The sequence below is a fragment of the Erwinia sp. E602 genome, from assembly GCF_018141005.1.
Classification (GTDB): domain Bacteria; phylum Pseudomonadota; class Gammaproteobacteria; order Enterobacterales; family Enterobacteriaceae; genus Erwinia.
On record NZ_CP046582.1, the window covers coordinates 3243437 to 3262920 of the forward strand.

Consider the following 19484-nt stretch of genomic DNA (forward strand, 5'->3'; position numbering starts at 1 on the left):
GTTTTGCACCTGCCCTGTGTTAGCGAGTTTTAATCACTAAGCGATTACTTTGTTTCACTTCTTCCATGACCACGTAGGTGCGGGTGTCGTTCACTCCCGGCAGACGCAGCAAGGTTTCACCGAGCAATTTACGGTAGGCGGACATGTCCGGCACGCGGGTTTTCAGCAGGTAGTCAAAATCACCGGAAACCAGGTGACACTCTTGAGTTTCCTCAAGTTTTTGCACAGCGGCGTTAAATTGCTCAAACACGTCAGGCGCGCCACGATTCAGAGTAATCTCAACGAATACCAACAGCGAGGCATCAAGATAATGCGGGTTCAGCTGCGCGGTGTAGCCCAGAATGAAGCCCTGACGCTCAAGGCGGCGCACGCGTTCCAGGCAGGGAGTCGGCGACAGCCCCACGCGTTTGGAAAGTTCGACGTTAGAAATGCGCCCGTCTTTTTGCAGTTCGTTAAGGATGTTACGGTCGATTCTGTCGAGGTCTTTACCCGGTCGTTTTTTGTTATCTACCATTATTATTGTCTCTCTTAATTCCTTCCCTTTACCCGCCTACCCTGGAACGCGTACGTCCCGGGTCGTTCTAAGTGAAGACATCGAGCCTGTTGCGTGAACCGCGTCCATCCGCATGACGCATGCTGTCTGTCCACACCATGCGTCATTCCAAATGCCAGGCTGAGTAAATTCGTCGCCGAGCGTAAAAAAGGGAACGATTCCCCGTTACGTCATTGTGAATACTCTCTGCTTCGCATAATGTTTTCGCAAAAGCGCAGCCGATTGTCAAAGTAAAACAACCAAAACCAGTACAACATGCCAAACCACCTCGTGCGATCCTGTTTTGCAATGATAATTTAGCCATTTAAGCACCCGGCCCGGCCCGGCGTCGGCGGTTTTTTCATCGCTCATGCCTTAACGCCGGGGCGTTGATTGGTAAAACCTTTTTCATTAATCATTAACAACGTGGCACAACACTTTTTTTGCCGTGTTAAATTCCCTACAATCCGTTTGTCTGTTTGCCAGTTAAATAATGAGGGTCTCATGAGTACGGCTAAACACAGTAAATTACTGATTCTGGGCTCTGGCCCGGCTGGCTACACCGCCGCCGTGTACGCCGCCCGCGCGAACCTGAACCCGGTGCTGATTACCGGCCTGGAAAAAGGCGGTCAGCTGACCACCACCACCGACGTGGAAAACTGGCCAGGCGACGCCAACGAGCTGACCGGCCCGTTGCTGATGGAGCGCATGCACGAGCACGCGGTAAAATTTAATACCGAAATCATCTTCGACCATATCCACAGCGTCGACCTGCAGAACCGTCCGTTCCGCCTGACCGGCGACAGCGGTGAGTACACCGCGGATGCGCTGATCATCGCCACCGGCGCGTCGGCCCGCTACCTCGGCCTGCCGTCTGAAGACGCCTTCAAAGGTCGCGGCGTTTCTGCCTGCGCCACCTGTGACGGTTTCTTCTATCGCAACCAGAAAGTCGCGGTAATCGGCGGCGGCAACACCGCGGTGGAAGAGGCACTGTACCTGGCCAATATCGCGGCTGAAGTGCATCTGATCCACCGCCGTGACAGCTTCCGCGCTGAGAAGATCCTGATCGACCGGCTGATGGAAAAAGTAAAAAACGGCAATATCGTGCTGCACACCGACCGCACGCTGGATGAGGTGCTGGGCGATCAGATGGGCGTCAACCGTCTGCGCCTGCGCGCGGTTAATGACGAGCAGCAGATCGAAGAGCTGGAGGTTGCCGGCCTGTTTGTGGCGATCGGCCACAGCCCGAATACCGCGATCTTCAACGGTCAGCTGGAGCTGGAAAACGGCTACATCAAAGTGCAGTCTGGTATTCAGGGCAACGCCACCCAGACCAGCATCCCTGGCGTGTTTGCCGCCGGCGACGTGATGGACCACATCTACCGCCAGGCGATCACCTCGGCGGGTACCGGCTGTATGGCCGCCCTCGATGCTGAACGCTATCTTGACGGACTGGTTAAAAAAGATCGTTAAGTTGTTAAAATTCTGAGCTAATCTTGCCTGAGGCGACGAGCAATTGTCGCCTTTTTACCCTCCCCATTGTACCATTGCCGCGCTTGACACCGATCTTCCTGTGGCTTTTGCCTCACTACCGTTTACGTCAGGGCATCACGGCAAATCATGAATAAATCACGACAACAACTGCTCACCCGCTGGCTAAAAAGCCAACGCGCGTACGGTCAGCGCTGGCTGCGCATCTCGCTGATGCTGGGCACGCTGAACGCCCTGCTGCTGATCGCACAGGCCTGGTTCCTCGCCTCTCTGCTGCAGTCACTGCTGAGTGACCACCTGCCGCGCGAAAGCCTGCTGCACACGTTCCTGCTGCTGCTGGCCTGCTTTGCCGGCCGCGCGCTGCTGGCCTGGCTGCGTGAACGCGCCGGCTTCCGTGCCGGCCAGGCGATCCGCCAGGCGCAGCGCGCCCGGGTGCTCGATCGCCTGGCCGCGCTCGGCCCGGCCTGGATCCAGGGTAAACCGGCCGGCAGCTGGGCAACCCTGCTGCTGGAGCAGATTGAAGAGATGCAGGATTATTACGCCCGCTATCTGCCGCAGATGATGCTGGCGGGGATTATCCCGCTGCTGGTGCTGCTGGTGCTGTTCCCGGTTAACTGGGCGGCGTCGTTGATCCTGCTGGCCACCGCGCCGCTGATCCCGCTGTTTATGGCGATGGTCGGCATGGGGGCGGCCGATGCCAACCGCCGCAACTTCCTTGCGCTGTCGCGCCTCAGCGGCCAGTTCCTTGACCGCCTGCGCGGCCTGGAAACGCTGCGCCTGTTTAACCGTGCAAGGGCGGAGACGGCAACCATTCAGGACGCCTCGGAGCAGTTCCGTCAGCGCACCATGGAAGTGCTGCGTATGGCCTTCCTCTCCTCTGCCGTGCTGGAGTTTTTTGCCTCAATTTCGATTGCGCTGATCGCCGTCTACTTCGGCTTCTCCTACCTTGGCGTGTTTGATTTTGGCCACTACAGCGGCCCGGTGACGATGTTTGCCGGTTTTCTGGTGCTGATCCTCGCGCCGGAATTTTATCAGCCGCTACGCGATCTCGGCACCTTCTACCACGCGAAGGCCCAGGCCATCGGCGCGGCGGATGCGCTGGAAACCTTCCTCGCAGAGAGTGAAGATGCCGCCATCGCCCGCGGTGAGCAGACGCCGGACCTCAGCGACGGCTTCACGCTGGTCGCGAAGGATCTGACCATCATCACCGCCGCCGGCAGCGTGCTGGCCGGTCCGCTGAACTTTACCCTTAACCGCGGCCAGCGCGTGGCGCTGGTCGGGCAGAGCGGCGCGGGGAAAACCTCACTGATGAACGTGCTGCTGGGCTATCTGCCGTATCAGGGTTCGCTGCAGGTTAACGGCGCTGAGCTGCGCGATATCGCCCCTGAGCACTGGCAGCGGCAGCTGGCGTGGGTCGGGCAGAACCCGCACCTGCCGGCCACTACCGTGCGGGAAAATATTCTGCCCAACGGCGGGGATGACGCCCGCCTCGCCAGCGTACTGGCACTGTCGGGCGTGGATGAGTTCCTGCCGCGGCTGCCCAACGGGCTGGAGAGTGAAACCGGCGACGGGGCAACGCGGCTGTCGGTGGGCCAGGCACAACGCGTCGCCGTCGCCCGCGCGCTGATGAAGCCCTGCCAGCTGTTACTGCTGGATGAACCTGACGCCAGCCTCGATGCGCAGAGCGAACGGCACGTTAACCGCGCGCTGCTGCAGGCCTCACGTGCGCAGAGCACGCTGCTGATCACCCACCAGCTTAACCGCCTGGAGGAGTGGGATGAGATCTGGCTGATGCGTGATGGGCAAATCGTACAGCAGGGCGACCGGCAGACGCTGGCCGATCGCCCGGGGCCGTTTGCTGAGCTGCTGGCGCAACGTGGAGGATCGCTGGAATGAAAACCCTGCTGCCGTTTTTAACGCTTTATCGTCGCCATCTCTGGCGGCTGCTGTGCGGCATTTTGCTGGCGGCGATCACCCTGCTGGCCAGCATCGGCCTGCTGACGCTGTCCGGCTGGTTCCTCGCCGCCACCTCGCTGGTCGGCGTGGCCGGTATCTACAGCTTTAACTACATGCTGCCGGCGGCCGGGGTGCGGGGTGCGGCCATCAGCCGTACCGTGGCCCGCTATCTGGAGCGCCTGGTCAGCCACGATGGCACCTTCCGCGTGCTGGCGCACCTGCGCGTTTACACCTTCAGTAAGCTGCTGCCGCTCTCCCCCGCCGGCATTGCCCGTTTCCGTCAGGGTGAGCTGCTTAATCGCCTGGTGGGGGACGTCGACACCCTCGATCACCTCTACCTGCGGGTGATTGCCCCGCTGGTCGGGGCGCTGCTGGTGATCCTGGTGGTCACCGTTGGTTTAAGCTGGCTGGATGTCAACCTGGCGCTGACCCTGGCCGGGCTGATGCTGTTTACCCTGCTGGTGCTGCCGCCGCTGTTTTATCGCGCCGGGCTGCCGGTCGGCCAGGATCTGACCCGCCTGCGCGGCAACTACCGCAGCGGGCTGACCCGCTGGTTGCAGGGCCAGGCCGAACTGACCCTGTACGGCGCGGCGGCAACGTACCGTGCTGAACTCGACGACACGGAGCGCCAGTGGCTGAACACACAGCAGCGCCAGGCCAGCCTGACCGGGCTGTCGCAGGCGCTGGTGATGCTGATGGGCGGCGTTGCCGTCACTCTGCTGTTGTGGCTCAGCGCCGCCGGCATCGGCGGTGACCTGCAGCCCGGCGCGCTGGTGGCGCTGTTTGTCTTCTGCTCGCTGGCCGCCTTTGAGGCGCTGGCACCGGTCGGCACCGCCTTCCTGCATATGGGCCACGTCATCGCCTCCGCCGGGCGCGTCGCACAGATCGTCAATCAGCGCCCGGCGGTCACCTTTAGCGACGCCACGCTGCCGCTGACCCCGGGCGCCGCCGTAACGCTCGATGCGGTCAGCTTCCGCTATGCCGATGGCGACGCACCGGCGCTGAACGCGGTGACGCTGCAGATCGCTCACGGCGAGCATATCGCGCTGCTCGGCCGTACCGGCTGCGGTAAGTCAACGCTGCTGCAGCTGTTAACCCGCGCCTGGGACCCACAGCAGGGTGAAGTCACGCTGAACGGCCACCTGCTGGCCGCCTGGCCGGAAGCCGCGCTGCGCGCCCGCATCAGCGTGGTGACCCAGCGCGTACATCTGTTCAGCAGCACCCTGCGCGATAACCTGCTGTTGGCCGCGCCGGAAAGCGACGACGCGCGGCTGAGCGCGGCGCTGCAGGCGGTCGGGCTGGAGAAGCTGCTGGACAACGATCAGGGGCTGAACGCCTGGCTGGGCGAAGGCGGCCGCGCGCTGTCCGGCGGCGAGCTGCGCCGTCTTGGGCTGGCGCGTGCCCTGCTGCACGGCGGCGATCTGCTGCTGCTGGATGAGCCGACCGAAGGGCTGGATGCTGAAACGGAACGGCAGATCCTCAGCCTGCTGCGCGAAGTGGCACGTGATAAGACGCTAATCATGGTTACCCACCGCCTGCGCGGCCTGGAGGCGTTCGACCGCATCTGCGTGATGGACAACGGTTCGCTGGTCGAACAGGGTAATCACGCGCAGTTAGTGGCGAAACAGGGGCGGTACTGGACTTTTCTGCAGCGCTTTGCGCTATAGTCATTAGCCTGTGGCACACCTGAGATGATGTCGATGCGCCTGATGCAACTGTCCCGTGAATCACTCAACTTCCCGCCGCCGGAGTCGGCGCTGCGGGACCCGAATGGCCTGCTGGCGATGGGCGGCGATCTCAGCCCTGCCCGTCTGCTGGCGGCCTATCGCCTGGGTATCTTCCCCTGGTTCTCAATCGGAGACCCGATCCTGTGGTGGTGCCCCGACCCGCGGGCGGTGCTGCTGCCGGAGCAGTTCCACCTCAGCCGCAGCATGAAGCGCTTTCACCAGCGATCCCCTTACCAGGTGACGCTGAATCAGCGCTTCAGCGAGGTGATCGCCGGCTGTGCTCACGACCGTCAGGAGGGCACGTGGATCACCTGGGAAGTGCAGCAGGCGTGGTACCGGCTGCATGAGCTGGGGCATGCCCATTCGGTAGAGGTGTGGCAGGAGGGCGAGCTGGTCGGTGGCCTGTACGGGCTGGCGCTCGGGCAGATCTTTTGCGGTGAATCGATGTTCAGCCTGCGGGAGAATGCCTCCAAGACCGCGCTGCTGGTGTTCAGCCGCTGGTTTGCACAGCAGAACGGCAGGCTGATCGACTGCCAGGTGCTGAACGCACATACCCAGTCGCTGGGCGCGGTGGAAATTTCCCGCGCGAGCTATCTGCAACAGGTCAATACGCTGGCAGACAGCCTGCTTACAACGGGTTGCTGGCGGCCACAACGGCTTTTTTAATGCTATTTCGAGATGTTTTCGCCCAACCGGGCCAGAACAGTGATATAATACGCGCGTTTGGTATGTCGTCCGCCTGCCCCCTGAACAACAGGGTAACGCAGAATACCAGGCTGGGAATCGCAACGCACTTGTCAGAACTGTTTTAATCGTGCGAAATGAAGCAGATTTAAACAGATTCTTAGCCCGTTTTACCCCCGCGCTGACGCCATTAACTCCAGATTACTTCGTGACCCGTCTGCACTCGTGTCTTTCAGAGGGGTTGATGTGGGCGATCTATTCGCCTGCAATTCTTTACTTAATACGTGAAATTCGGCATTATCTTGCCGGTTCAAAACTAAGGTAGTCCACCTAGAGGATTCGATGGCCAAAGAAGACAATATTGAAATGCAGGGTACCGTACTTGATACGTTACCTAACACCATGTTCCGCGTTGAACTTGAAAACGGTCACGTGGTTACCGCTCATATCTCCGGTAAAATGCGCAAAAACTATATCCGCATCCTGACGGGCGACAAAGTCACTGTAGAGCTGACCCCGTACGACCTGAGCAAAGGCCGCATTGTCTTCCGTAGTCGCTAAATTGCCCCATTCAGTTCTGCTGCTACGTTACGCACGCCTGCAGCAGCGATAAAAAAGGCCGGGTTCTCACCCGGCCTTTTCTTTATCTGCGATTCCCGTTCAGCCCACCGCGCTTAGCGAGCCTCCCGGGATGTGCCGTCAGTGCACCGTGCCTTCCGCCTTACGCTTTGCAGCGCTGAGGAAGTGATAGGCCAGCTGATTATTCTCTTTATCCAGCGTGACCGATACCGAGCCACCTTCCACCAGTGAACCAAACAGCAGCTCATTAGCCAGCGGTTTTTTCAGGCTCTCCTGCACGGTACGGGCCATTGGACGGGCACCCATCGCCTTGTCATAGCCTTTCTCAGCCAGCCAGTCGCGGGCATCATCACTGACTTCCAGCGACACGCCTTTGGCGTCCAGCTGCGCCTGCAGTTCGACAATAAACTTGTCGACCACCTGATGGATCACCACCTGATCGAGGTGTCTGAACCAGATGATGTTATCCAGACGGTTGCGGAACTCCGGCGTGAAGATCTTTTTGATCTCCTCCATCGCATCGGTGCTGTTGTCCTGCTGGATCAGGCCGATCGACTTACGCTCGGTTTCCCGCACCCCGGCGTTGGTGGTCATCACCACCACCACGTTGCGGAAGTCCGCCTTACGGCCGTTGTTGTCGGTCAGCATGCCGTTATCCATCACCTGCAGCAGCAGGTTAAAGACGTCCGGGTGCGCTTTTTCGATTTCATCCAGCAGCACCACCGCGTGCGGATGTTTGATCACCGCATCGGTTAACAGGCCGCCCTGGTCAAAACCAACATAGCCCGGAGGCGCACCGATCAGGCGGCTGACGGTATGACGTTCCATATACTCGGACATATCAAAACGCAGCAGCTCAATACCCAGCGCCTTCGCCAGCTGTACCGTGACCTCGGTTTTACCGACGCCGGTCGGGCCGGCAAACAGGAAGGAGCCGACCGGTTTACGATCCTGCCCCAGTCCGGCACGGCTCATCTTGATCGCTTCGGTCAGCGCCTCAATGGCATTGTCCTGGCCGAACACCAGCATTTTCAGACGATCGCCCAGCGTGCGCAGCGTATCGCGATCGGTGGCCGACACGCTCTTCTCCGGAATACGGGCAATACGGGCGACCACGCTTTCGATATCCGCCACGTTGACGGTTTTCTTACGCTTGCTCACCGGCATTAAACGCGCACGGGCACCGGCCTCATCGATTACGTCAATCGCCTTATCCGGCAGGTGGCGATCGTTGATATATTTCACCGCCAGCTCCACCGCCGCGCGGATCGCCTTGGCGGTATAACGCACGTCGTGGTGCGCTTCATACTTCGGTTTCAGGCCATTGATGATCTGCACCGTCTCATCGACGGACGGTTCGGTGATATCGATCTTCTGGAAACGGCGCGCCAGCGCACGATCCTTCTCGAAGATGTTGCTGAACTCCTGGTAGGTGGTTGAACCCATCACGCGGATCTTACCGCCGGAGAGCAGCGGTTTAATCAGGTTAGCGGCATCAACCTGGCCACCCGAAGCGGCACCGGCGCCGATGATGGTGTGGATCTCATCGATAAACAGGATGCTGTTGGTATCCTGTTCCAGCTGTTTCAGCAGCGCTTTAAAGCGCTTTTCAAAGTCACCGCGATATTTGGTACCGGCCAGCAGCGAACCGATGTCCAGCGAGTAGATGGTGCAGTCCTGCATCACTTCCGGCACGTCGCCCTGCACAATGCGCCAGGCCAGCCCTTCCGCGATGGCGGTTTTACCCACCCCGGACTCACCTACCAGCAGCGGGTTATTTTTACGGCGGCGGCACAGCACCTGAACGGTACGCTCCAGCTCTTTATCGCGACCGATCAGCGGATCGATTCCGCCTACCCGGGCAAGCTGGTTAAGGTTGGTGGTGAAGTTTTCCATACGATCCTCCCCGCCTGCCTGCTCTTCGTTAACCGGATTTTCCGCGCTGGCGGACGGGCCTGGCTCGTCCTTGCGCGTACCGTGAGAGATAAAGTTCACCACATCCAGTCGGCTGACTTCATGTTTGCGCAGCAGATACGCCGCCTGAGATTCCTGTTCGCTGAAAATCGCCACCAGCACATTCGCACCGGCCACTTCACTGCGGCCTGATGACTGTACGTGGAATACCGCCCGCTGCAGCACGCGCTGGAAGCTGAGCGTTGGCTGGGTGTCGCGTTCTTCCTCACTGGCCGGCAGCACCGGGGTGGTTTGTTCAATAAACGCTTCAAGTTCCTGACGAAGCGCCACGATATCTACCGTGCAGGCTTCCAGTGCCTCTCTGGCCGACGGGTTACTGAGCAGTGCCAGTAGCAGATGCTCGACGGTCATAAACTCATGTCGGTGCTCACGCGCTCTGGCGAAAGCCATGTTTAAACTGAGTTCCAGTTCTTGATTGAGCATTGGCACCTCCCCCAATTATCGCCTTATCAGGCTTTTTCCAGCGTACACAGCAACGGATGCTCATTTTCACGGGCGTAAGTGTTAATCATGGCGACTTTGGTTTCCGCCACCTCCGCGGTATAAACACCGCAGATCGCCTTACCCTGATAATGCACCGTCAGCATCAGTTGCGTTGCACGTTCAATATCATAAGAAAAGAACTTCTGCAGAACGTCAATAACAAATTCCATCGGTGTATAGTCATCATTATGCAGTATGACCCGATACATCGACGGCGGCTTAAGCTCCTCTTTCAGTTTGTCATCGGCAAGCTGCTCAAAGTTAAGCCAGTCGTTAGTCTTTCCCATACCAATCCAGTATCAACATGTTGCTTCTTAACGCCAGACTAACACCATTCAGGCTATGAGTAACGCGGCCAGAATGCAGCGTGGCGCAGCAGATAATTCGTACAAAAATCCTTAATCGCGACCTTCATCACAAAATTTGAAATAGCGTTAACTGCTTCAAATTTTGACGATTTTGTATCCATTCCCGAGCCCCGTTTGCTTGACCCGCGAGAGCAATTCTCTACAGTACAGAAACTGGTCGGAGAAGATCTTCCCGCCAACAGGTTAATCACCTGATTTCCCCACTCAATAATGAAATGTTTTGCGAGGGATGTAGAAGCATGGAGACGGGTACTGTTAAATGGTTTAATAATGCCAAAGGTTTCGGTTTCATCTGCCCGGTTGGCGGTGGAGAAGACATCTTCGCCCACTACTCAACCATTAAGATGGAGGGCTACCGAACGCTTAAAGCCGGGCAACAAGTCCAGTTTGATGTGCATCAGGGTCCGAAGGGCAATCACGCCAGCCTGATCGTTCCCGTGGAAGAGGTCGCGCTCAGCGCCTGACCCTACCACTCATTCTGTACAACCCTGCCATAAAATGCCAGCCGCTGATGCTGGCATTTTTATTTTCTTCCTCTTTCAATATGGGTACCGCGCGGCAGATATCAAGTCACCGCTTACTCCACACCGCGCCGCGCCAGCCGCTGCAGCCGGGCAAAGAGGGTTTGCAGCAACAGCGGTACCGCGTCCGGCCCGCGTTCGGCGGCGTCCTGCACCACCGCCATCGCCAGCTCCGGTTTGGAACTGTGGTGGATCGCTTTCGCGATCACCCGCCGCATGGCGATCGGCACATTATCGGGCAGATGCGCATGGCGATGATATACCGCGGAAAAACCCTGCTTATACAGGAAATGCTCCATATCCAGTGTGGGTAACTGGGTCAGATGATTTTTCTCCTCGTCGCCAGGGTGCAGCAGGCTGCGGGCGGTGGCAGCATACTTCTTCCCGGCATCGTCGCCGTCGGTCAGCACGTGCCAGCCAATGCCCATGCGCTGGGCGAACTTCAGCAGCGGCCGCAGCCCGGACTGGGCAAACTCGATGATGCGGATCCCTTCCGTGGCGAAGTGATAACCACACTGCCTGGCCAGCTCGTTCATCAGCCAGACTTCGGTTTCCCCTTCGACCAGCAGCCAGCAGCGGGCGAACAGCGCCGAAGGCCGGTTGAAGCGAATATGGAAGGCGATGCGCCGGCTCTCTTCGGCACTCATTCCTCCCGGCCCCAGCCGCCAGGCGACCACCCGTTCTGCTTCACGCACCAGCCGGCACACCTGGCCCATCGGCACCTGTGACAGCAGCTCGGAGGAGTTGGTGGTGGTGATTTTTTGCAGCGGCAGCTGGGAGAATAACCCCCAGGCGACGGAGAGCATAATCGGGTGCAGCCGCGTTTCCGGATCTTCAATCAGCAGCAGCGGCCGCGCGTTTGCGTCCAGCTGCCACGCGCCACGCGCCTGGGTCAGCAGGCCGAACAGCCGCAGCAGGATCTGCCGGCGGCTGCGGCTGTCGGCGTCGGCGATCAGGTGGTGGATGCGGTCCAGATGGCGCCAGCCGTTATCGTTGTCACGTTCTCCCGGCGTCAGCCGGCGGGCCGGCTCGGCTACGCTATGCTGGTCGAGGGAAAAATAGTGCGCCAGCAGCTGTTGCAGGGTGCGCAGCCCCTGGCGTAACGTCTGCTCGCTCAGCTGTTCCGATAGCGCAGGGTGATCGCGGGTCAGGCTCTCCATCTGCCGGACCAGCTCATTAAAGCGTGCCTCATCGCTACCGGCGAGCGCCTCCCGCGGCAACCGCGCGTTAAAGCGGGCGTCACGCAGGCGCAGCACCGGCGAGAGACGAACCAGGCTTTCCAGGGCGGCCGTGGCCTCCCCTTCGGTTAACAGCGGCTCGCCGTGCGCGTCAACAAACCGGCGGCGGGTGGTGACCTCACCGTCGGCCTGCAGCTGGCCGTCGATGCGCAGATGAACGCGCTGCAGGCCGCCCTCGCCGCGCTGCCACAGCGAGCTCAGCCCCTGCCAGCGCGGCGTGGCGGCTTCACCGGCCTCACTTTCCCGCCAGGTCAGCGCCAGCCACAGGCGCTGCGGCTGGCCGGCAGGGCCTGTGGCTGGCTGATAAAAATCCTGCGCGCTAAACGTATAAGGTTCAGCGCGTGGCGAGAGGATCAGCGTCAGCACGTCAAGCAGGCTGGATTTCCCCCAGGCGTTTTCGCCGATCAGCAGGTTGTCCTCTTCCAGCGGCAGCCGCAGCTGGCTGATGCCGCGAAACCCGGCAATATCGATGAATTCCAGAATCATAGCGCCCCCGCGGCTCCCTGTTTTATTGAGAATGGTCGCCTGCCGTACGCCGGTCAAGCTGCCAGCACAGATTTCCCGCCAGGGCTGCGGTTCACCATGCCGCCGGACCCCGATCTCACGTAATGCCAGGCACGCAGCGCCAGGTCAACTATGCTTGTGGCTCGACAGAAAAGGAGACAAGCATGAAACACACCGTTGCTGCACTGCTGGCAAAAACGCTGGAGAACGCCGGGGTTAAACGGATCTGGGGCGTTACCGGCGATTCGCTGAACGGCCTCAGCGATAGCCTCAACCGCATGGGGACCATCGACTGGATGCCCACCCGCCATGAAGAGGTCGCCGCCTTTGCCGCCGGTGCCGAAGCGCACATCAGCGGAGAGCTGGCGGTCTGCGCCGGCTCCTGCGGACCGGGTAATCTGCACCTGATTAACGGTCTGTTTGACTGTCACCGTAACCGCGTCCCGGTGCTGGCGATCGCCGCGCACATTCCGTCGAGCGAGATCGGCAGCAACTATTTTCAGGAGACCCATCCGCAGGAGCTGTTCCGTGAATGCAGCCATTACTGTGAGCTGGTGTCGAACCCGGAGCAGCTGCCGCAGGTGCTGGGGATCGCCATGCGCCAGGCGATCCTCAACCGCGGCGTCTCGGTAGTGGTGATCCCCGGCGACGTGGCGCTGCAGCCCGCGCCGGAAGGTGCCAGCGCGGAGTGGTATCCACCGCTGCTGCCGCAGGTGCAACCGCAGCCTGCCGAGCTGGAGACGCTGGCGACGGCGCTCAACGCAGCACAAAACATTACCCTGCTGTGCGGCAGCGGCTGCGCCGGGGCGCATGCCGAGGTGGTGGCGCTGGCTGAGACGCTGAAAGCGCCGGTGGTGCACGCGCTGCGCGGCAAAGAGCACATCGAATACGACAACCCGTATAACGTCGGCATGACCGGACTGATCGGCTTCTCATCGGGCTACCATGCGATGATGAACGCCGACACGCTGCTGGTGCTCGGCAGCCAGTTCCCCTATCGCGCCTTCTACCCGGAGAAAGCGCAGATCATCCAGATCGATATCAATCCCGCCAGCCTCGGCAGCCACAGCCACGTAAATATGGCGCTAGTCGGCGATATCAAAACCACCCTTAACGCGCTGCTGCCGCAGCTGACGGAAAAGCAGGATCGCGGTTTCCTCGACAAGGCGCTGGCCCACTACGCCACCGCGCGCAGGGATCTTGACGATCTCGCCACCGCTAACGATAAGCAGCCGATCCACCCGCAGTATCTGGCGCAGCAGATTAGCCGGCTGGCCGCCGATGATGCGATCTTCAGCTGCGACGTTGGCACGCCGACCGTCTGGGCCGCCCGTTACCTGCAGATGAACGGCCGGCGTCGCCTGATCGGCTCGTTCAGCCACGGCTCGATGGCCAATGCGATGCCGCAGGCGCTGGGCGCGCAGGCGATCGACCCGCAGCGCCAGGTGGTGGCGCTGTGCGGCGACGGCGGCTTCAGCATGCTGATGGGGGATTTCCTTTCGCTGGCGCAGCTGAAGCTGCCGGTGAAGATCGTGGTATTTAATAACAGTTCGCTGGGCTTTGTGGCGATGGAGATGAAGTCCGGTGGCTACCTGACCGACGGCACCGACCTGCACAACCCGGACTTCGCCGCCATTGCCCGCGCCTGCGGCGTGCACGGCGTGCGCGTGGAGAAGGCCTCAGAGCTTGACGGTGCGCTGCAGCAGGCGTTCGCCCACGACGGCCCGGCGCTGATTGACGTGGTGACGGCAAAAGAGGAGCTGGCGATGCCGCCGGAGATCAAACTGGAGCAGGCGAAGGGCTTTAGCCTCTATATGCTGCGGGCGATCATCAACGGACGCGGCAATGAAGTGGTAGAGCTGGCTAAAACCAACTGGCTGCGCTGAACCGGCGCGCGCACGCTCAGGCGCACAGCCTTGTAACCCTGTGCGCCCTCGTCGCGATACAACGCTAACCGGTCCCGGCAGTGGCCGCCGCAGGGGGGGACGGCTTACGGCAGCGCGATGCCTGCACGCAGCTCCCCGATGATTGCGGCTGCCGGGGGAACGACTCAGGCGCCAGTGATCGCTGCTACAACTCCCCGGCTATCGCTGCGGGGGGAGCGCCCTGCGGGCATTACTCCTGCCCGCCGTACTTCTCCAGCAGCGCGGCGGCAATCGCCTCGGTTTCAGCATCGGCAAGTCCACGGTAATCCGTCGGGCGGAAATGCATCTGAAATGCCGTGATGGTGGCCTGCTGCTGATAGGCCGCCAGCTGCGGCGTTACCTCATAGCCGTAGCGCGCCAGCAGCGCCAGCAGTTTAGACTTATCCACCCGCTGACCCGCCGGGCGGCCGCCCAGATAAAACGCCACGCGATCGGCATCCGGCCAGGCCCCGACGCCCTGCTCAGCCAGCCACTGCCAGGGGAACAGCGGGCCCGGGTCCTGTTTGCGCAGCGGGGCAATATCGCTGTGCGCCACCACGTCCTGCGGCTGAATGCCGTAGCGCTTAACGATATCGCGGGCCAGCGGCAGCAGCGCCGCCATCTGCGCGGGTGCAAACGGCGTCCAGCGGATGCCGCCGGCCGTCTTTTGCCAGCCGGGGTTCTCAAGCTCAATGCCGATCGAGGTGTCGTTCAGCCGGGTGGCCCCGCGCCAGTAGCTGATCCCCGCGTGCCAGGCCAGCATTGACTCCGGCACCAGCCGCCACACCAGCGGCTGCCCGTCATACTGCGGCGGGCTGGCCGGCAACAGATAGTGGGCGCTGACCGCATGGTTGGTCAGCGTATTCAGCGAGGGTGAAAAATCACCGGCGGTATAGTGGAGAACCAGCACCTTAATGCGCGGGCGGGCACCGTACGCTTCCTGGCGGGTGTCGACCGTGTAACCCTGCTGCGGCTGCAGCCCGCGCGGGGTGATTGAGGTGAGCAGCCACACCGCCAGCAATAGCAGCAGCGGGCGAATCACGTCCAGCGGTCTTATTGCGGGCAGAGAACGCATCAACGGGCCAGTTTCACCGCCGTACCGGTCACGCTGACCATCAGCATGCTGCTGTTTTTACCCACGGTTTCGTAATCAATATCAATGCCGACCACCGCATCCGCTCCCAGCGACTGTGCCTGCTGTTCCAGCTCGGCAAAGGCAATTTTCCGCGCTTTATTCAGTTCCTTCTCATAGGCTCCGGCACGCCCGCCGACGATATCGCGGATACCGGCAAAAAAGTCGCGGAAGACGTTGGCCCCGAGGATCGCCTCACCGGTGACCACGCCGCAGTATTCGCGAATCGGCTGGCCTTCCAGCGTGGGTGTTGTGGAAAATTTCATCGTACGCACCTTATCATCAGAAGTGGGGAAGTTGTCCGGGGAGTAATAGTACGTTTTGCGCCAGCAGAAGCAAATCACCTGCGGCCATTGCGCCATTTTTCAGCAGCAAAATGGCGATCCCCGGCCAGGTGTGAGCAGATAATAAACAACGCCCGGTGGAATATGGCGCTGCGGCCCATCCGGTTTCGACATTAGTCACACAACTGCATAACCCCAGAGCTAAATTTACCCAAAATCGCTTACATCACGCTATGATGTGCTAATCTTTAACCACCCTGCCCGCATTTATAAATTTTAACCCACGATGATTGCATAACTATTCTGTCGACGTTAAGATTCGCGGCATCAATTGCTATTCACTTTTTGCGCATGAGTATTCAACTAAACGCTATTAACTGCTTCTACGGCGCTCACCAGGCGCTGTTTGATATTCAACTGGATTGCCCGCAGGGCGAGACGTTGGTTTTACTGGGGCCAAGCGGCGCCGGTAAGAGCTCGCTGCTGCGCGTATTAAACCTGCTGGAGATGCCGCGTACCGGAACGCTCTCCATCGCCGGTAGCCACTTTGACTTCAGCAAGCCTCCCGCTGATGCGGCGATCCGTGAACTGCGCCAGAACGTCGGCATGGTGTTCCAGCAGTATAATCTGTGGCCGCACCTCACCGTGGCGCAGAACCTGATCGAAGCCCCCTGCCGGGTGCTGGGTCTCAGCAAAGCGCTGGCGCACGATCGCGCCGCGAAGCTGCTGGATCGCCTGCGCCTGACGCCGTTTGCCGATCGTTATCCACTGCACCTGTCCGGCGGCCAGCAGCAGCGCGTGGCGATTGCCCGTGCGCTGATGATGGAACCGGCGGTACTGCTGTTTGATGAGCCGACGGCCGCGCTGGACCCGGAGATTACCGCCCAGATCGTCAGCATCATCCGCGAACTGGCCGAAACGCAGATCACCCAGGTGATCGTCACCCACGAGGTGGAAGTGGCGCGCAAAACCGCCAGCCGGGTGGTCTATATGGAAAACGGTTATATCGTCGAACAGGGGGACGCCAGCTGCTTCTCTCAGCCGCAAACCGCGGCCTTTGCCAGTTATCTTTCGCACTAATTCAGGATACAACGATGAAAAAGATGGTTATTGCCGCCCTGCTTGCCAGCGTCAGCCTGAGTGCCGGCGCGGCGCAAACCCTGCGCTTCGCCACTGAAGCCTCCTATCCGCCGTTTGAGTTTGTTGACTCAGACAACAAAATCCAGGGCTTCGACGTCGATCTGGCCAACGCCCTGTGCCGTGAAATGGCGGTGGAGTGCACCTTTACCAACCAGGCCTTTGACAGCCTGATCCCCAGCCTGAAGTTCCGCCGTTTCGACGCGGTAATGGCCGGCATGGATATCACCCCGGAGCGTGAGCAGCAGGTGCTGTTTACCAAAGCCTATTACGACAACTCCGCGCTGTTTATTACCCAGAAGGGTAAATTCAGCGACGTGGCGGCGCTGAACGGTAAGCGCATCGGCGTGCAGAACGGGACCACCCACCAGAAATACCTCAGCGACAAGCAGACCGGGATGAAAGTGGTGCCTTACGACAGCTATCAGAACGCCATCCTCGACCTGAAAAATGGCCGTATTGATGCGGTGTTCGGCGACACGGCGGTGGTCAACGAGTGGCTGAAGCAGAACGCCAGCCTGGCCCCGCTGGGTGAAAAAGTGACCGACAAAGCCTACTTCGGCACCGGTCTCGGTATCGCCGTGCGTCAGGGCAACAGCGAGCTGCAGGGTAAATTCAACGCGGCGCTGGACAAGGTGAAAGCCGACGGCACCTATAAAACCATCTACAGCAAGTGGTTCCAGCAGTAAGTAATGAACGAACTTTATTCTCTTGCCAGCGCCGCCGGGATGACCGTCGGCCTCGCCGTCTGTTCGCTGATCGCCGGGTTAAGCCTGGCGATGATCTTCGCCGTGTGGGAGTCTGCCCGCTGGCGGCCGCTGGCGTGGCTCGGCACCCTGCTGGTCACGCTGTTTCGCGGGCTGCCGGAAATCCTGGTGGTACTGTTTGTCTACTTCGGCGCGTCGCAGCTGCTGCTGACCCTGTCGGACGGCTTTACCCTCAATCTGGGGGTGGTGCAGATCCCGGTGCAGATGCAGATCGACAACTTCGACGTCAGCCCGTTCCTCTGCGGAGTGGTTGCGCTGGCGGTGCTGTATGCGTCGTACGCGTCGCAGACGCTGCGCGGCGCGCTGCAGGCGGTGCCCGCCGGTCAGTGGGAGTCGGGCCAGGCGCTGGGCATGCGCGCATCGGCGATCTTCTTCCGGCTGATTATGCCGCAGATGTGGCGTCATGCGCTGCCGGGGCTGGGTAACCAGTGGCTGGTGCTGTTGAAAGACACGGCGCTGGTGTCGCTGATAAGCGTGAACGATATTATGCTGCAAACCAAAAGTATTGCCGTGCGCACCCAGGAGCCGTTTACCTGGTACGCGATCGCCGCGGCGATCTACCTGCTGATCACCCTGTTCAGCCAGGCGATTTTAAAACGTATTGAGCTGCGCACCACCCGGTTCGAGCGGGGGAACGGCTGATGCTGAGCTATTTTCCCGAGCTGCTGAAGGGGCTGCAGACCAGCCTGACGCTGACGCTGGCCTCGCTGCTGCTGGCGCTGGTACTGGCGCTGGTGTTCACGGTGATTCTGGCGCTGAAGACGCCGGTGCTGAGCCTGCTGACCCGGGCTTATATCACCCTGTTTACCGGTACGCCGCTGCTGGTGCAGATCTTCCTGATTTACTACGGCCCGGGGCAGTTTCCGACTATCCAGACCATTCCGTGGCTGTGGGCGCTGCTGTCGCAGCCGTGGCTGTGCGCCCTGCTGGCGCTGTCGCTGAACAGCGCCGCTTACACCGCGCTGCTGTTCCACGGCGCGGTGCGGGCAATACCGACCGGGCAGTGGCAGTCCTGTGCGGCGCTGGGGATGAGCCGCAAAGACCAGCTGCGCATCCTGCTGCCGTACGCCTTTAAGCGCGCGCTCTCTTCGTACTCTAACGAGGTGGTGCTGGTGTTTAAAAGCACCTCGCTGGCCTATACCATCACGCTGATGGAAGTGATGGGGCACGGTCAGATGCTGTATGGCCGCACCTATGACGTAACGGTATTCGCCGCCGCCGGCGTGGTGTACCTGTGCGTCAACGGCCTGCTGACGCTGATGATGCGGCTGATCGAGCGCCGCGCGCTGGCCTTCGAGCGACGCCACTGATCTGCCCGATGCAGGCGCGCCTGCATCGGTGGATCACCCCCCTTCCCGTCCGCTTAATCGGCGAATCATTCGCCGGGCGATAACCGATACTGTTCAGCACATTTTTAGCGCAAGGAAAGAAAAAATGAAAAAACTGCTTCTGGCCACCCTGCTTGCCAGCGTGACCTTTGGGACATTTGCCGCCGATAAGATCCGTTTTGCCTCATCGGCCACCTACCCACCGTTTGAATCACTGGGCAGCGATAACCAGATCGTCGGTTTTGATATCGACCTGGCGAAGGCTCTGTGCACCGAGATGAAAGCGGAGTGCAGCTTTACCAACAACCCGTTTGACAGCCTGGTACCGGCACTGAAGTTCCGCCGCTACGATGCGGTGATCTCCGGTATGGACATCACCCCGGAGCGCAGCAAGCAGGTCAGCTTTACCCAGCCTTACTACGCCAACTCGGCCGTCGTCATTGCCAGCAAAGGCAAATACAACAGCCTGGCAGAGTTAAAGGGTAAACGCGTGGGGATTGAGAACGGCACCACTCACCAGAAGTACCTGCAGGAGCAGCACCCGGAGATCACCGCGGTGGCCTATGACAGCTACCAGAATGCGATCCTCGACCTGAAGAACAACCGCCTGGACGGCATCTTCGGCGATACGGCGGTAGTGAATCAGTGGCTGAAGGCCAACCCGAACCTGAGCACCGTCGGTGAGCACGTTACCGACAGCGCCTACTTCGGCACCGGGCTGGGCATCGCCGTACGCAAGGATAACGACGCGTTGCTGGCGAAGCTGAACGCGGCGATCGACACCTTACGCGCCAACGGCACTATCGATAAGATTAACCAGCGCTGGTTCCCGGAATAAGCCACGCCCGGATCTGAGCGGCTGGCGCAGCGGCAGG

Annotated in this window: 19 protein-coding genes; 12 read left to right on the forward strand and 7 right to left on the reverse strand. The window is 60.4% G+C overall.

From position 1 onward, the window contains the following. Nucleotides 1-19: 19 nt before the first annotated feature. On the reverse strand, nucleotides 20-514 hold the full coding sequence (gene lrp / locus GKQ23_RS16425) for a leucine-responsive transcriptional regulator Lrp (RefSeq protein ID WP_006118610.1): 495 nt from the start codon (nucleotides 512-514) through the stop codon (nucleotides 20-22). A 522-nt stretch (nucleotides 515-1036) separates the two neighbouring features. Between lrp and trxB the strand changes: the two genes are divergently transcribed. The 5 genes from trxB (at nucleotide 1037) to infA (ending at nucleotide 6951) form a co-directional block, all read left to right on the forward strand. After that, on the forward strand, nucleotides 1037-2005 hold the full coding sequence (trxB, locus tag GKQ23_RS16430; protein ID WP_212408882.1) for a thioredoxin-disulfide reductase: 969 nt from the start codon (nucleotides 1037-1039) through the stop codon (nucleotides 2003-2005). A gap of 147 nt (nucleotides 2006-2152) precedes the next feature. Next, nucleotides 2153-3919, forward strand: a complete 1767-nt coding sequence (gene cydD / locus GKQ23_RS16435) for a cysteine/glutathione ABC transporter permease/ATP-binding protein CydD (protein ID WP_212408883.1) — start codon at nucleotides 2153-2155, stop codon at nucleotides 3917-3919. Further along, nucleotides 3916-5646 (forward strand): cysteine/glutathione ABC transporter ATP-binding protein/permease CydC, encoded by a 1731-nt coding sequence (gene cydC / locus GKQ23_RS16440; protein WP_212408884.1) that lies wholly within the window; start codon nucleotides 3916-3918, stop codon nucleotides 5644-5646. The genes cydD and cydC overlap by 4 nt, the downstream gene beginning before the upstream one ends. A gap of 33 nt (nucleotides 5647-5679) precedes the next feature. Further along, complete coding sequence (gene aat / locus GKQ23_RS16445) at nucleotides 5680-6372, forward strand: leucyl/phenylalanyl-tRNA--protein transferase (RefSeq protein WP_056236916.1); 693 nt, start codon at nucleotides 5680-5682, stop codon at nucleotides 6370-6372. Nucleotides 6373-6732: 360 nt separating this feature from the next. Continuing rightward, nucleotides 6733-6951: a translation initiation factor IF-1 gene (gene infA, locus GKQ23_RS16450; protein ID WP_002211347.1), complete on the forward strand. Its 219-nt coding sequence runs from the start codon at nucleotides 6733-6735 to the stop codon at nucleotides 6949-6951. 138 nt (nucleotides 6952-7089) lie between these two features. Here the strand turns inward: infA and clpA are convergent, their stop codons facing one another. Both clpA and clpS read right to left on the reverse strand, forming a co-directional pair. Beyond that, nucleotides 7090-9366: an ATP-dependent Clp protease ATP-binding subunit ClpA gene (gene clpA, locus GKQ23_RS16455; protein ID WP_212408885.1), complete on the reverse strand. Its 2277-nt coding sequence runs from the start codon at nucleotides 9364-9366 to the stop codon at nucleotides 7090-7092. Between the two features lie 26 nt (nucleotides 9367-9392). After that, entirely contained in the window at nucleotides 9393-9713 is a 321-nt protein-coding gene (gene clpS / locus GKQ23_RS16460; protein WP_056236920.1) for an ATP-dependent Clp protease adapter ClpS, read from the reverse strand. 320 nt (nucleotides 9714-10033) lie between these two features. Between clpS and cspD the strand changes: the two genes are divergently transcribed. Continuing rightward, complete coding sequence (gene cspD / locus GKQ23_RS16465; protein WP_056236922.1) at nucleotides 10034-10258, forward strand: cold shock-like protein CspD; 225 nt, start codon at nucleotides 10034-10036, stop codon at nucleotides 10256-10258. A gap of 113 nt (nucleotides 10259-10371) precedes the next feature. On the opposite strand, the gene GKQ23_RS16470 is transcribed toward cspD, so the two are convergent. Beyond that, a complete protein-coding gene (locus GKQ23_RS16470) occupies nucleotides 10372-12039 on the reverse strand; it encodes an ATP-dependent endonuclease (protein WP_212408886.1) in 1668 nt (555 codons plus the stop codon). 182 nt (nucleotides 12040-12221) lie between these two features. Between GKQ23_RS16470 and poxB the strand changes: the two genes are divergently transcribed. Beyond that, nucleotides 12222-13943 (forward strand): ubiquinone-dependent pyruvate dehydrogenase, encoded by a 1722-nt coding sequence (gene poxB / locus GKQ23_RS16475; RefSeq protein ID WP_212408887.1) that lies wholly within the window; start codon nucleotides 12222-12224, stop codon nucleotides 13941-13943. Nucleotides 13944-14172: 229 nt separating this feature from the next. Here poxB and GKQ23_RS16480 read toward each other — a convergent pair whose 3' ends face one another. The 3 genes from GKQ23_RS16480 to GKQ23_RS16490 are packed head-to-tail and all read right to left on the reverse strand — an operon-like array spanning nucleotide 14173 to nucleotide 15558. After that, on the reverse strand, nucleotides 14173-15018 hold the full coding sequence (locus tag GKQ23_RS16480; protein WP_249168536.1) for an N-acetylmuramoyl-L-alanine amidase: 846 nt from the start codon (nucleotides 15016-15018) through the stop codon (nucleotides 14173-14175). 17 nt (nucleotides 15019-15035) lie between these two features. Continuing rightward, nucleotides 15036-15359: a heavy metal-binding domain-containing protein gene (locus tag GKQ23_RS16485; protein WP_056237178.1), complete on the reverse strand. Its 324-nt coding sequence runs from the start codon at nucleotides 15357-15359 to the stop codon at nucleotides 15036-15038. A gap of 16 nt (nucleotides 15360-15375) precedes the next feature. Then, a complete protein-coding gene (locus GKQ23_RS16490) occupies nucleotides 15376-15558 on the reverse strand; it encodes a hypothetical protein (protein ID WP_212408889.1) in 183 nt (60 codons plus the stop codon). Between the two features lie 170 nt (nucleotides 15559-15728). Here GKQ23_RS16490 and artP point away from each other — a divergent pair, with 170 nt between their 5' ends. The 5 genes from artP (at nucleotide 15729) to GKQ23_RS16515 (ending at nucleotide 19447) form a co-directional block, all read left to right on the forward strand. After that, nucleotides 15729-16457: an arginine ABC transporter ATP-binding protein ArtP gene (artP, locus tag GKQ23_RS16495; protein ID WP_212408890.1), complete on the forward strand. Its 729-nt coding sequence runs from the start codon at nucleotides 15729-15731 to the stop codon at nucleotides 16455-16457. Between the two features lie 14 nt (nucleotides 16458-16471). Next, nucleotides 16472-17203 carry an arginine ABC transporter substrate-binding protein gene (gene artJ, locus GKQ23_RS16500; RefSeq protein ID WP_212408891.1) on the forward strand — a complete coding sequence of 244 codons (732 nt, stop codon included), beginning with the start codon at nucleotides 16472-16474 and terminating at the stop codon, nucleotides 17201-17203. Between the two features lie 3 nt (nucleotides 17204-17206). After that, a complete protein-coding gene (gene artQ / locus GKQ23_RS16505) occupies nucleotides 17207-17923 on the forward strand; it encodes an arginine ABC transporter permease ArtQ (protein ID WP_212408892.1) in 717 nt (238 codons plus the stop codon). After that, nucleotides 17923-18591, forward strand: coding sequence for an arginine ABC transporter permease ArtM (gene artM / locus GKQ23_RS16510; RefSeq protein WP_212408893.1), 669 nt, complete (start codon nucleotides 17923-17925; stop codon nucleotides 18589-18591). The genes artQ and artM overlap by 1 nt, the downstream gene beginning before the upstream one ends. Nucleotides 18592-18715: 124 nt before the next feature. Continuing rightward, nucleotides 18716-19447: an arginine ABC transporter substrate-binding protein gene (locus GKQ23_RS16515; RefSeq protein WP_212408894.1), complete on the forward strand. Its 732-nt coding sequence runs from the start codon at nucleotides 18716-18718 to the stop codon at nucleotides 19445-19447. Nucleotides 19448-19484 lie beyond the last annotated feature (37 nt).